Origin of the sequence: Hymenobacter perfusus, assembly GCF_003944765.1 — a bacterium.
Classification (GTDB): domain Bacteria; phylum Bacteroidota; class Bacteroidia; order Cytophagales; family Hymenobacteraceae; genus Hymenobacter; species Hymenobacter perfusus.
The window spans coordinates 745,813-759,826 of the sequence record NZ_RWIU01000001.1; the positions used below are offsets into that span (position 1 = coordinate 745,813).

Genomic DNA, 14,014 nt, shown 5'->3' on the forward strand with positions numbered 1-14,014 from the left:
GTTGATTTTGCCCCATCTTGCTTCCTTGTGCTTTCTTCGGAAGTCTACCCACCGCTACCTCATATGCTGAAAATCAACAAACAGGACGCCCTCAATTACCACGCTCAGAGTCCGGCCGGTAAGATTGAGGTGATTCCCACCAAGCCCATGAGCACGCAGCTCGACCTCGCGCTGGCGTACTCGCCCGGCGTGGCCGAGCCCTGCAAAGCCATTGCCGCTAACAAGGATGACGTGTACAAATACACCGCCAAGGGCAACTTGGTGGGCGTTATCAGCAACGGTACGGCGGTGCTGGGTCTGGGCAACATCGGTCCTGATGCCAGCAAGCCGGTGATGGAAGGCAAAGGCGTCCTGTTCAAGAAGTTTGCCGGCATCGACTGCTTCGATATTGAAATTGACGCCACCGACCCCGATGAATTCATTCGCATCGTCAAGTCGCTGGAGCCGACGTTTGGGGGCATTAACCTGGAGGACATCAAAGCCCCCGAGTGCTTTCGCATTGAAACGGCCCTGCGCGAGCAGATGAACATTCCGTTGATGCACGACGATCAGCACGGCACGGCCATCATCTCCTCGGCGGCGTTGCTCAACGGGCTGGAAGTCGTGGGCAAGAAGATTGGCGAAATCAAGCTGGTAGTCAGTGGGGCCGGCGCTGCTGCCATCAGCTGCCTGCGCCTGTATCTGGAGCTGGGGCTGAAGCGCGAAAACGTGGTGGTATTCGACAAGGACGGCCTCATCACGCCGCAGCGCACCGACCTGGCCGATATGCAGCTGTTCTTCGCCACCGAGCGTTCCATCAGCACCCTGGCGGAGGCCATGGAAGGTGCTGATGTATTCCTGGGCCTCTCGGCGGCCAACGTGCTGCCGGCTGAGTTGCTGCTGAAGATGGCTGCTGACCCCATCGTGTTTGCGCTGGCTAACCCCGACCCGGAAATTGCCTACGAAGTGGCTATGGCTACCCGGCCGGACATCATCATGGCCACCGGCCGCTCCGACCATCCCAACCAGGTAAACAACGTGCTGGGCTTTCCCTACATTTTCCGGGGGGCACTGGATGTACGGGCCACGGAAATCAACGAGGCCATGAAGCTGGCCGCCGTAAAGGCGCTGTCGGACTTAGCCAAGGAGCCCGTACCGGAGATGGTGAACAAGGCTTACGGCGACAATACATTGTCGTTCGGCCGCACCTACCTCATTCCCAAACCGCTTGACCCGCGCCTGATTACGGCCGTGAGTCCGGCAGTGGCCAAAGCAGCTATTGACAGCGGCGTGGCCCGGGTGCACATCGACAACTGGTTTGCTTACGAAGACGAGCTGCGGGCCCGTCTGGGGGTGAACCAGAAGCTGATGAACCGTATCACGCAGGCCGCTCGCAGCAACCCCAAGCGCGTGGTATTTGCCGAGGGCGACACCTACAAAATCCTCAAGGCCGCCCAAATTCTGCATGATGAGGGCATCGCCAAACCGATTCTGCTGGGTAACCGCGAGAAGATTGCCCGTATTGCCCAGGAAAACTCCCTGGACCTGGAAGGCTGTCAGATCATCGATATTCTGCACGAGGAAGCCAAACGCGAGGAATATGCCGAGCTGTTCTACCAGAAGCGGCAGCGCCGGGGCATCACGCTCTACGAGGGCCGCCGCCTGCTACGGGAGAGGAATTACTTTGGCTCGATGATGCTGGAAACCGGCGAGGCCGACGCCTTCATCACCGGCCTCAGCAAGGACTACGGTAAGAGCATCGTGCCCTCCCTGCAGGTCATTGGCGTGGCCGAAGGCGTGAAGCGGGTGGCTTCCATGTACATTATTCAGCACAAGAAGGGCCCGTTCTTCTTCGCCGATACCACCGTAAACATCGACCCCACGGCCGAGGAAATGGTGGGTATCATCGGCCTCTCGGCCCAGGCTGTGAAGTTTTTCGACACCGAGCCGCGCGTGGCCGTCATCAGCTACTCCAACTTCGGCTCCAACCCCGGTGAGCTGCCCGACAAGGCCCGCCGCGCCACCGAGCTGGCCAAAGCCCGCTACCCCGAGTTGATCCTGGACGGTGAAATGCAGGCTAACACGGCCCTCAACCCCGAGTTGCTGCGCGAGCAATATCCTTTCTCGCCGCTGGCTGACAAAGGCGGCGCTAATACGCTCATCTTCCCGAACGTAATCAGCGGCAACATTGCCTACAAAGTGCTCCAGGAAATTGGCGGTGCCGAAGTAATCGGGCCGGTGCTGATGGGCATGCGTAAGCCGGTGCACATTCTGCAGTTGGGAGCCTCGGTACGGGAAATTGTGAACATGGCCGCCATTGCGGTGGTGGATGCGCAGCACCCTGAAGGCAAAGGACTCTAACCGCTTGTTGCTTTCCTGCTTTCCAAAGCCTCGCTCTGCCCCGGAGCGAGGCTTTATGCTTTCATGGCCTTTGGTTTCTCGGCTTTGATTCCGGCCAAATTCGCCCCAACTTGCTCGACTACCTATTCGGTTCACCCCGCCGACTACCCCGGTCAGAACTTCTGGCGCAACTGGCACAAATACCGCCACCAGCGTGTTCCGGTAGCACCGATACTCTCCATCACAACCACCCCGCATGATTGCTTACGTTGACGGCAAACTAGTCCATAAAGACCCCACCCAGGCCATTCTCGACGTGAATGGGATTGGCTACGAAATCCGGATTTCCCTGGCTACCTATTCCAAGCTGCCGGGCGAAGGCGAAAAGGTCAAGCTTTACACCTACCAGCACATCAAGGAAGACGGCCAGGCGCTATACGGCTTTCTCGATCCGAATGAGAAAGCCCTGTTCATGCAGCTCATCTCCGTATCGGGTATTGGGCCGGGCACGGGTATCGTGATGGTTTCGTCGATGTCGGTTGGCGAGATTCGGCACGCCATTGTCAGCGAGGATGTGCGCGCTATTCAGAGTATTAAAGGAGTAGGCCCTAAAACGGCCCAGCGCGTGGTGCTGGAGCTGAAAGACAAGCTCCGTAAGGATGAGCTGCTGGCCAAAGCCGGCATTGATACGGTGCCGCTGGCTAAAGCACACAATACCAGCCGCACCGAAGCGTTAGCGGCTTTGGTAACGCTGGGCTTCGTTCGGACTGCCGCCGAGAAAACCCTCGACCAGATCCAGCGCAAGCACGGCAACGACCTGAGCGTGGAGGAATTGATTAAATTCGCTCTTAAGTCTCATTAGGCCTATTTCGTTTTTCGTCGCCCGTTATCCGTTTTTGGCTGCTTTCCACCGGAAGTAGGCTGACTACTTATGGAGCTTGCAGCTTAACAAAGACCACACACGAGCCACGAAAAACGCATTCCTCTCCTTTCGCCCGACGGTTATTGACGCTTGAATACCGGTAAGAAGTCTCTGGCTGCCTCTATGGTGGCAGTTGTGTCGTTGGTGGCCTGGTGGTCGCAGGCGAAGCCTTTAGGTGGTATGGCCGCGCCTTTCGCCATGCGCCAGCTCTGGTCGGACTGGTTACCAGGAGTAGCCCGCATGCCCCGACCGGCCGCTGGGTTTTCGCCCGATACGCCCCGCACCGATACCACCCGCTACCGGCCTAGTACGCGGCCCCGCGTGGCTCCGGCCGACCGGATAGGTACGCCGTTTTCGCCCCAGCGCCGACGCTCCCCGTTGGTGTTGCCGTTGCCTTCTAACGTACAACTCGACGTTCAGGCCGACGATAGCCTGCAAAATTTCGACATCCAGGAAAAAATAGGCCCGGAATTCAATTTCCGGGACCCCAGCCGGATGACGTTTGAGGAGTATTCGCGCTGGCAGCAGCAGCAGGCCGTACGCGACTATTTCCGCCAACGCTCCAACGGGGGCGTGGCCGGCGACCAGAACCAGGCCGACAACCGGCGGCTGATTCCAAAAATCTATCTGGGGCCAATGGCCGACCGGATTTTTGGGGGCAGCTACGTGGACATCCGGCCCCAGGGCGCCGTGACGCTACGCATGGGCTACCGGGGCAACCGAAACGAAAACCCGACCCTCACGCTGCGTCAGCAACGGGTGGGTGACTTCCAGTACGACCAGAACCTGAACCTGAACCTGAGCGGCCAGATTGGCGAAAAGCTCAAGCTCACCTTCAACTACGACACCCGCGCAGCCTTCGATTTCGAGAACAACATGAAGCTCGATTACACGGGCTACGAAACTGATATCATCCGCAAGATTGAGCTGGGCAACGTGAGTCTGCCCCTAAACAACTCGCTGATTACGGGCGGCCAGAACCTGTTTGGGGTGAAGGCGCAGTTCCAGTTCGGCCGCCTGGGCGTAACCACACTGGCCAGTACCCTGCGCGGCCAGGCCGACGAGGTGCGCATTCAGAACGGGGGCCAAAGCCGGGCTTTCGAAATCAAGGCCAGCCAGTACGAGCGGGACCGGCACTTCTTCCTAAGCCAAGCCTTCCGGGACCGGTACGATGCCAGCCTGCGCAACCTGCCCACGGTGCAGAGCGGGGTGGAAATCACCTACTTGGAAGTGTGGGTAACCAACGACAACCGCCAGAGCGACAACCTGCGCAACGTGGTGACGCTCATGGACGTGGCCGAACCGCGCCGCCTCTACCGCGACGACTTCCTGAAGCCGGCCGGCCCGAACGCCTTGGCCGAGAACAACGCCAATACGCTGCTCAGCCAGATTCAGAACAGTGCCGGCTACCGGGGCAACCTCACGGCAGATAATGTTCTGGCCGGCCCGGGTCTGGGCCTAGAAAAGAACAAGGATTTCGAGCATGTCCGGGCCCGCAAGCTCGACCCGCGCGAGTACACCTACAACGCGCAGCTGGGCTACCTTTCTCTGAACACCCAGCTGCTGCCTGAGCAGGTGCTGGGCGTTTCGTACCAGTACATCTACAACGGCAAAACCTACACCGTTGGGGAAGTGCAGAGCAACTACACGCAGGTGGGGCAGGATGAAGTCATCTTCCTGAAGATGCTGAAGGCGACCAACCCCGGCGTGGGGCTGGCCGACCCCACGCAGAACCCGCAGAACCCGCAGTTGCTCACCCGCAACCTGCCGACCTGGGATTTGATGATGAAAAACATCTATCCTCTGAATGCCAACCAACTCAACCGCGACAATTTCCAGCTTCAGCTCATCTACAAGGATGACATAACGGGCGTGGATTTGATTTCGCTGAAGGAAGGCCAGCGCATTGCCAACAAGCCCCTGATTGAGGTACTCAACCTCGACAACGTAAACCCCAACAACGACCGGAACCCCGACGGCAACTTCGATTTCTTCCCCGGCATCACCATCGATACCGAACTGGGGCGCATTATTTTCCCGGAGGTGCAGCCGTTTGGCAGCTACCTGGCGGCGCAGTTTGACACCACGGCTTCCGCCTCGGAGTTGGAGCTGGCCCGCAAATACGTGTACCGCGAGCTGTACAACCAGGTGCAGAGCGACGCCCAGCAACGGCAGGAAAAGGACAAGTTCTACCTGCGGGGCCGCTACCAGGCTACTTCCACCGACGAAATCAGCCTGCCCGGCATCGGTATTGCCGAAGGCTCGGTGCGGGTGTTTGCCGGCAGCACCCTGCTGCAGGAGGGCACCGACTACCAAGTATTCTACGACCAGGCCAAGGTTAAAATTCTGAACCCGAGCTACCTCAACTCAGCGAATGAGCTGCGGGTGGAGTTCGAGAAAAACGCCCTGGTACAGGTACAGCCGCGCAAGCTGCTCGGGGCTCGTTTCGATTACCGCGTGTCGCCCGACATGAACTTCGGGGCCACAATTCTGCATCTGCGCGAAAACCAGGCCCCCGGCATCAACCGGGTGAACATAGGCGACGAGCCGGGCAACAACACCATCTACGGCTTCGACGTGAACGTGCGGCGCGAGTCGCGGGCCCTCACCAAGTACCTGGATGCGCTGCCGTTCCTCTCGACCAAGGAAATTTCGACGGTTTCGTTCAGTGGCGAGTTTGCCCAGCTACTGCCGGGTCAGAGCAAGCTGGGCTCCGGCGACAGTGGCGGCGAAAACGGCGTTTCCTACCTCGATGACTTCGAAAATGCCCGCACGCCCTACACGTTAGGCGGCGTCAACTCGGCTACTACCTGGCGGCTGGCTTCTACGCCGCAGCCGCTGGTTGGCTCGGCCCAGGGGCTGGCCGTGGCCTACAACCGCGCCAAGCTGGCCTGGTACACCATCGACCAGACCTACTACACCAACGGCCAGAGCAAGCCCAACAACATCGGCGTCGGCGACCTGAAGAACCATTACGTGCGCGGCATCAAGCGCACGGAGGTGTTCCCGAACCGCGACGTGGGCACCACCGGCAACTCCTTCGAAACAACGCTGGACCTGGCCTACTTCCCCGACCAGCGCGGCCAGTACAACTACACGCCGCAGTTTAATCCGGCCCGGCCGACGTTCTTCTCGGCTACCACGCCGGCGGCCAACCTGGCCCGCTACGGTGGTATTTCCCGCGAAATCACCTTCGATACCGACTTCGACAACGCCAACGTGGAGTTCCTGGAGTTCTGGATGATGGACCCGTTCCTGACCGGTGACAACGGCAAGGTGACGGACTCCGACGGCCACGACAGCAACAACAACACCGGCGGCGACGTGTACATCAACCTGGGCTCGGTATCGGAGGATGTGCTGACGGATAACAATCAGTACGAGTTCGAGAACGGTATTCCGGCCGACCCCGCCAACCTGGGTGTTGAAACGGTGGAAACTATCTGGGGCCGCGTGTCCCGGCAGCCGTTCCTGACGGATGCGTTCAGTGCCTCGCCCGGCGCCCGCGCCCGCCAGGACGTTGGCCTGGACGGCGTGAACGACGGCGACGAGCAGGCCAAAGTACCCGCTTACCAGGGTATTGCGGACCCCGCCGCCGATAACTTCCGCCACCACCTTGATGCCAGCTACGACCAGGCCAACGCCAAAGTACTGGCCCGCTACAAGGACTTCAACGGCATGGAGGGCAACTCGCCCGAGGGCAGCCAGCTTAGCTCTACCGCCTTCCCCGATAAGGAAGACCTGAACCGCGACAATGTGCTGTCGGATACGGAGCGGTACTACGAGTACCGCCTGCAGCTGCGGCCGGGCCAGCTGGAAGTTGGGCAGAACTTCATCGTGGATAAAATCACGAACAACAACACCGATACCAACGGTGAGCCCGTGACGTGGTACCAGTTCCGCATTCCGGTGCGCCAGCCCGACCGCGCCGTGGGCGTGCCGGCCGGCCAGGATTTCGGCTTTAAATCCATCCGGTTTCTGCGCATGTACCTTACCCGCTGGCAGCAGCCGGTAGTGCTGCGCATGGTGCAGCCGCAGTTTGTGGCCAACCAGTGGCGCCGCTACCTCAACAAGCTGGCGGAGCCCGGCCAGACCATCGTCAACCCCGATACGGACGCGGATGCGTTCAGCATTTCGACGGTGAGCATTGAGGAAAACGGTATTTCGACTACGGCGGCCGATGCTATTCCGTACGTATTGCCGCCTAACATCCGCCGCGACCGGGAATACGGCTCCAGCACCGTCAACCGTCAGCAGAACGAGCAGAGCCTGCGCCTGGTGGTAGACGGCCTGCGGGATGGGTTTGCCAAGGCGGCCTACAAAAACATCAGCCTAAACATGCTCCGCTACAAGCGCCTGCGGATGTTTATGCACGCCGAGAGTGAGCAAAACAACATGGATGGCAAGGTGCGCGGCTTTGTGCGCCTGGGCACCGACTACATTCAGAATTACTACGAGTACTCGCGGCCACTGGTGATGACCCGGCCCGGCCAGAAGCTGGTGGATGAGGTATGGCCCCTGGAAAACCGCATCGACCTGCCTTTCCAGGCGTTCATTGATGCCAAATCGGCCCGGAACAAGCAGGCTTCTTCCGGCATCGACTACACCAAGCCCTTCGTGGTTGCCCTGCCCGACGGCTCTACCATCACGGTAGTCGGCAACCCCGATCTGTCGGCGGTACAGGGCGCCATGATTGGCATCCTGAACCCCAAGGATGACGGAATTAACCGCTCGGTAACACTGTGGGCCAATGAGCTGCGGGTACTGGATTTCGATAACGAAAGCGGCTGGGCCGCCACCGCCCGCTTCAACACCAAGCTGGCCGATGTGGCCAACATCACGGCCACCGGCAGCTTCATCAGCACCGGCTTTGGCGGGCTGCAGGACAAAGCCCAGCAACGCTCTACCGACAACATCACGCGGGGCGACGTGAATGCTACTGTGGCGGTAGAGAAATTCTTCCCGGAGAAGCTGGGCCTGCGGGTGCCGGTACTGGTGCAGGCCGGCATCGAAACCCGCTCGCCCAAGTACGACCCCCTCGACCCCGATACCAAGCTGGAACAGTCGCTGGAGAAGTTCAAAACCTCGGAGGAGAAGGCCGCTTACCGCAAGGAGGTTATCGACCAGACCAGCCAGCGGAGTATTTCGCTGCTGAACGTGCGCAAGGAGCGCACCAACGTGGAGCGCAAGGTGCAGCCCTACGATATTGAGAACTTCGCCGTGAGCTACTCCCTGACGGAGCGGCTGCACACCGATATCCGCACCGACCGGGACTACACGCGCACCTACACCGGGGCCCTGGCCTACGTGTACCAGGCTACGCCCAAGAACTACACACCGCTGGCCAAGCTCAAGGCCCTCGACTCGCCTTACCTGGCGTTCCTCAAGGAAGTCAACTTCACGCCCCTGCCCTCGCGCTTCTCCTTCCGCGCCGACCTAGACCGTCGCTATAATGAGCGGTTCCTGCAACGCACGCTGGAACCCGGCCAAGTGCCCGTGACGGATGGTATTCCAGGTGTGTTCCAGAAGTCGTTTTACTTTAACCGCATCTACGACCTGCGCTGGGACCTCACCAAGGGCCTGGCCCTGGACTACACGGCAAACAACCGCGCCATTGTGGATGAGGGCGTGGGCCGGGCCATCGGCAGCTCCGACGAAGCCCAGCGCAACCGGGACCAGATCCGGCAGAACCTGTTCCGCAACGGCGGCCGGACCACCAACTTCAACCAGACCGTTGCCCTTACCTACCGCCTGCCCCTCGACAAGTTCCCGCTGACGGACTGGCTCTCGGCCGATGCCCGCTACGCGGCCAACTATACCTGGCAGGCCGCCTCCACGGCGCTTACGGCCCCGGTGTACCCGGCCTTCCCCGACAGTACCCAAACACGTGAGTTGAACCTAGGCAACACCATTCAGAACAACGGGGAGTTGAGCGCTAACGGTAAGATTGACCTAGTGAAGCTCTACAACAAGGTGCGCTTCCTCAACATCATCAACAACGCTCCGCCACCCGCGCCCCGCCCCCGTGAGAAGGATGCCGCCAAGCTGGACCCACGCGCTGCTTTGGCCCGGAAAGGCCAGCCCACGGACGCTCAGGACCAATCCGCCGCCGCTGATTCCAGCAAAGGCCCGGAGCTGCGGTTCCTCAAAGCCGTTCTTCGCTCCCTGATGACGGCCCGCTCCCTCAACTTTACCTACTCCCGCTCCAACGGCACCCTGCTGCCCGGCTATCTGCCCCGCACCCGCTTCTTCGGGCTGGACAATGGTTTCGATGCGCCGGGCGTACCCTTCCTGCTGGGCCGGCAGGAAGACCTGGATGGCCTGTTCCGACGCGCCTACACCAACGGATGGTACACTTCCGAAAGCCAGTACCTGAATACGCCGCTCAGTTCCCTGCTGACCGAGGCCCTGACGTTGCGCACCACCCTGGAGCCCTTCCGCGACTTTAATATTCAGCTGGATGCCCGCCGCAACCTGGTGCGCAACCGGGAAGTATTCTACCGCACCTCAGTCGATACGACTACTCTGCTGCCGATTGGCCCTCTTCCTACAGCCAGCAATGCGCTAGGGTCGGGAACCTTCACTACCTCCTTCATCTCCATCCAGACGCTGTTTGGCGACCTGAGCAGCGGGGGCGAAAAATCGGAAGCATTCCAGCGCTTCGTGGATAACCGGGTGGCAGTGCAGCAGCGGCTGCAGCAGGACCGGCTGAACCAGGCTGGTAATTACGGTTTCAACTCACAGGATGTGTTGCTCCCGGCTTTCCTGGATGCGTACCGGGGCAAGTCGTCGGATAGCTACAAGTCCAAGAAGTTCAACCCCTTCTCCCTGCTGCCCGTACCCAACTGGACAATCCAGTACAACGGGCTGGCGGAATTGCCCTTCATTCAGCGCTACTTCCGCTCGTTCACCCTGAACCACGCGTATTCCTCGGCCTACAACATTGCTAACTACACCACCTCGGCTAATTACCAGCGCGAGCCGGAAGGCTTGTCGGAAGTGCTCAACTCGGCCAATCAGTTTGTGCCGTATTACATTCTGGGGCAGGTAAGCATTGCCGAGCGGCTGGCTCCGCTGTTGGGCGTGAATTTCCAGACCACCGGCAAATTGACGGGCCGTCTGGAATACCGCATCGACCGCACCATCGGCCTGAACACCACCAATGCCCAGGTAACCGAGCTGCACCGCACCGATATGGTTATTGGCGTGGGCTTCGTGACCAACCGCCTCAAGCTGCCCTTCCGGGTAGGCGGTGAGCAGCGGATTCTGCGCAACGAAATCAACGTCCGCCTCGACATGAGCATCAGCGACAACTACGCCGTGCAGCGGGCTATTCTGGACGTGGTGGACCCACTGAATGGCTCTACCGGCAGCAAAGGCCGCGCCTCCAGCATCGTCACCAGCGGCACCCGCCAGATTCAGCTGCGGCCCACCGTCGACTACGTGCTCAACCAGCGTCTGAACCTGCAGTTCTTCTTCACCCAGAACATCACGGAGCCCCGGGTAGAAAACGCCTTCCGCAACACGGCCACCGAAGGCGGCATTCAGCTCCGCTACAGCTTGTCGCAGTAGCCTTAGCCAGCACAGCGCAGATGGGCCGGTTATGTTCCGTAGGGGACATAACCGGCCCATCTGCTTTTCGCCCCTCCTGCCATCTGCCGCAACTCCCCGAATCTTCATGTGGGGGCGCGCTCGTAAACTGCCCTGCAACTCGTACTTTTGAGCCGGTACGCCACCGCGTTCCAGCCTTTTTCACCTCACTCTCAAGTACGCTCCCATGAATTTGCCCGCCAGCCTGAAGTACACGAAAGAGCACGAATGGATTCGTGTGGAAGGTGACGTTGCCTTCATCGGCATCACCGACCACGCCCAGAAAGAACTCGGCGACATCGTGTATGTGGACATTGACACGCTCGACAAAGAAGTAGCTCAGAACGATGTATTCGGCACAGTTGAGGCCGTAAAAACAGTTTCTGACCTGTTCAGCCCCATCACCGGCACCGTACTCGAAATCAACGAGAAGCTTGACGGCAGCCCCGAGTTGGTGAACTCCGACCCCTACGGTGACGGCTGGATGGTGAAAATGTCGATCAGCAACCCGGCTGAGCTCGAAGGCCTCCTGGCTTCCGAAGCTTATGGTGAGCTGGTAGGCGCCTAGCCTCTACTGCTTCCGTTTATATAGCTGGCCATGTTAGCTCCTGCGCCGCCCCTGCCACGCCGCCGGGCCCTTGTGGTCCTGCCGCTGGCGTGGGCGGCGTTTGTGCTGGTTAGCACCCTCACGCCGGCACGCGCCATGCCCGAAACTCCGCACTGGCAACTGTTGTCCTTCGACACTGCTGCGCATGCCTTTGTATTCTGGATGCAGGCAGTGCTGGCTGTTTTCTCGGCGCGGCGGCAGCGGTGGTTTCCTAGGCTACGGGCACAGGCCTTCCGCACCGTGTTCTTCGGCACAGTTGGCATGGGTGCCCTCATCGAAGTTCTGCAGATGCGTATGAACCTGGGTCGCAACGGCGAATGGTCGGATATGCTGAGTGACGCCCTAGGCGTGGTGATTGGCCTGGGCCTGATGTGGGCCACCCGTAGGTTCTGGCAATGATACGCCGTCACCTACTTCTGTCCCTGACGGTGGGTGGCCTGGGTTGGGGTATGCTGATGCCGGCTTCCTTGCAGGCGCAGAATATGCCCCGGGTCCGGCAGACCATTGCAACGCTGGCTTCGCCCGCCTTCCACGGCCGGGGTTACGTGAGTGGGGGCGAACAGAAAGCGGCGCAGTATCTGCAGCGGCGTTTCCGACAATCGGGTCTGCAGCCCCTAAGCCCCGATTTCTGCCAGCCGTTTACTCTTCCCATCAACACCTTTCCCGGTCGCGCTGCGTTACAGGCTGATGGCAAAGCCCTACGTCCCGGCTTCGATTTCATTGCCGAGGCAGCTTCCGGCTCCGGCAATTTACACGGCTCCGTATACGAGCTCGACACGTTGATTTTCTCTCAATCAGCTGCGCAGACTACCTTCCTGGCCACTGACCTCCGGCAAACAGTGCTGGTGCTGCGCCAGCGTGATAATCATAAGCTTTCAGCCCTACCGGAGCCCGTTCAAAGCCACTTAGCTACTGCAGCGTCCCGCATTACGCTTGTTCCCAAACTCACCGCTACGCTGGCGGGCCAGCAATTACCGCAGCCGCGGCTGGAAGTATTAGCTACTGTCTGGCCCCAGCATGTTCAGTCAGTCCAGCTACAGCTTGATGCGCGCCTGCAACCGGCCTATCAAACCCAGAATATCATCGGCTATTTGCCTGGTCTGGCCCAGCCGGACTCCTTCGTGGTGGTGACAGCTCATTACGATCATCTAGGCCAGTTAGGAAAACACACCTACTTTCCGGGAGCCAATGATAATGCCAGCGGCACTGCTATGCTGCTGGAGCTGGCGGCACATTATGCCCGCCCCGAAAATCGCCTTGCGTATTCTGTAGTCTTCATCAGCTTCGGGGCGGAGGAAGCGGGCCTGCTGGGTTCCAAATACTTTACGGAGCACCCACTAGTACCATTAGACCGGATTCGTTTTCTACTGAACCTTGACCTGCTGGGAACCGGTAATGAGGGCGCCACCGTGGTGAATGGCCGCGTATTCGCGCGTCAGTTTCAGCAGCTACAGAACCTCAATACGGCCAATCACTACCTACCCTCCCTGGCCGCCCGGGGCAAAGGCGCCAACTCCGACCATTACTACTTTTCTGAGCGCGGCGTGCCGGCCTTCTTCCTGTATACCCGGGGTGGCATAGCTGCCTACCACGACATCCAGGACCGCGCTGCCACATTACCTCTGACGGCATTTACCAATACGTTCTGTCTGCTGCGCGACTTTTTGAATATGCAAGGCAGTAGTGCCAGATAGCTGCGAACAACAGCCGCGTTACCGGATTTAAGCATGGCCTTTACTGGTGTCAATGGAAAGCTGTAAAGAGCCATAGAACAAAAAGCCCCAACCTGTACCAGACAGGTTGGGGCTTTTGAATAAGAATTGTTTGGCTTGATGCCGAAACTTAGCTGTTGGCTTTGAACGAGCCCATGATCTGCTTGGCTACGTTCTCCCACTCCGGCTTCTGACGGTCGGCGCAGGTGAAGGTGCACATCAGCAATTTACCTTCCACATCCGTGAAGAAAATCAGCTGGTACACTTCGTGGCCCAGTTCCGGCTTCATGAGTTCCATGTAACCTACTTTGCGGCCGTTCACTTCTTTCACGCCGTGGTTGAACCACTTCGCTTCCTTGAACTGCTTTGCGTAGATCTTGTAGAAGTTGTCCGAATACATGTCGATCATGTCCTGATCGGCCGTGTTATCGGTGTACGAGAAGGCAATGCTGGCTTCCTTGCTGTTGGTGTAAATAACGCTGGGGCGGCTCTGGGCTTTCGCGTAGTTAAAGTCCATTTGTTGCTCGCTCATCACCTCGAATCCTTTAGGGATGAGGATTTCTACCCGCTCGCTCAGTACACGCTTTTTGATCAGCTCTACTTCGGCGAAAGGACGGGCAGCCATCAGCAACAGCATCAGGCAGAAAACTTGGGCAGATAGTAAGACTTTTTTCATAGTCGTAGGCTGAAAAAAGATGAGGGTCAAAAGCGGTTTGTAATCCAGCAAAGCAAAAAGCCGCTCTGTTTGGATAACACAATTTACGTAGAAAAATTTAAGCTGCAAGTATTTTACAAAAAATTAATCTGAAAACAGACTTGAATTTCGTGCGATACATTACCAAAAAACCTGTTTCAGCCATCTGA

The 14,014-nt window shown here is 58.9% G+C and carries 7 protein-coding genes; 6 read left to right on the forward strand and 1 reads right to left on the reverse strand.

What is annotated here, in order from left to right:
* The first annotated feature begins 63 nt into the window (after nucleotides 1-63).
* The 6 genes from EI293_RS03240 (at nucleotide 64) to EI293_RS03265 (ending at nucleotide 13,132) form a co-directional block, all read left to right on the forward strand.
* Nucleotides 64-2,340 carry an NADP-dependent malic enzyme gene (locus EI293_RS03240; RefSeq protein WP_211339464.1) on the forward strand — a complete coding sequence of 759 codons (2,277 nt, stop codon included), beginning with the start codon at nucleotides 64-66 and terminating at the stop codon, nucleotides 2,338-2,340.
* Between the two features lie 235 nt (nucleotides 2,341-2,575).
* Nucleotides 2,576-3,181, forward strand: coding sequence for a Holliday junction branch migration protein RuvA (ruvA, locus tag EI293_RS03245; RefSeq protein ID WP_125435635.1), 606 nt, complete (start codon nucleotides 2,576-2,578; stop codon nucleotides 3,179-3,181).
* 183 nt (nucleotides 3,182-3,364) lie between these two features.
* A complete protein-coding gene (gene sov, locus EI293_RS03250; protein ID WP_246010515.1) occupies nucleotides 3,365-10,813 on the forward strand; it encodes a T9SS outer membrane translocon Sov/SprA in 7,449 nt (2,482 codons plus the stop codon).
* A gap of 205 nt (nucleotides 10,814-11,018) precedes the next feature.
* Complete coding sequence (gene gcvH, locus EI293_RS03255) at nucleotides 11,019-11,399, forward strand: glycine cleavage system protein GcvH (protein ID WP_044003382.1); 381 nt, start codon at nucleotides 11,019-11,021, stop codon at nucleotides 11,397-11,399.
* Between the two features lie 30 nt (nucleotides 11,400-11,429).
* Nucleotides 11,430-11,837, forward strand: a complete 408-nt coding sequence (locus EI293_RS03260) for a VanZ family protein (protein ID WP_125435637.1) — start codon at nucleotides 11,430-11,432, stop codon at nucleotides 11,835-11,837.
* Nucleotides 11,834-13,132, forward strand: coding sequence for a M28 family metallopeptidase (locus EI293_RS03265; RefSeq protein WP_125435640.1), 1,299 nt, complete (start codon nucleotides 11,834-11,836; stop codon nucleotides 13,130-13,132). Before EI293_RS03260 ends, EI293_RS03265 begins: the two co-directional genes overlap by 4 nt.
* Before the next feature lie 148 nt (nucleotides 13,133-13,280).
* On the opposite strand, the gene EI293_RS03270 is transcribed toward EI293_RS03265, so the two are convergent.
* Entirely contained in the window at nucleotides 13,281-13,826 is a 546-nt protein-coding gene (locus EI293_RS03270; protein ID WP_052346646.1) for a hypothetical protein, read from the reverse strand.
* Between the last annotated feature and the right edge of the window lie 188 nt (nucleotides 13,827-14,014).

Excerpts from the sequence above, each read along its gene's own strand:
- EI293_RS03240 (WP_211339464.1), top strand. The coding sequence starts at position 64 with ATGCTGAAAATCAACAAACAGGACGCCCTCAATTACCACGCTCAGAGT.
- ruvA (WP_125435635.1), top strand. The coding sequence starts at position 2,576 with ATGATTGCTTACGTTGACGGCAAACTAGTCCATAAAGACCCCACCCAG.
- sov (WP_246010515.1), top strand. The coding sequence starts at position 3,365 with ATGGTGGCAGTTGTGTCGTTGGTGGCCTGGTGGTCGCAGGCGAAGCCT.
- gcvH (WP_044003382.1), top strand. The coding sequence starts at position 11,019 with ATGAATTTGCCCGCCAGCCTGAAGTACACGAAAGAGCACGAATGGATT.
- EI293_RS03260 (WP_125435637.1), top strand. The coding sequence starts at position 11,430 with ATGTTAGCTCCTGCGCCGCCCCTGCCACGCCGCCGGGCCCTTGTGGTC.
- EI293_RS03265 (WP_125435640.1), top strand. The coding sequence starts at position 11,834 with ATGATACGCCGTCACCTACTTCTGTCCCTGACGGTGGGTGGCCTGGGT.
- EI293_RS03270 (WP_052346646.1), bottom strand. The coding sequence starts at position 13,826 with ATGAAAAAAGTCTTACTATCTGCCCAAGTTTTCTGCCTGATGCTGTTG.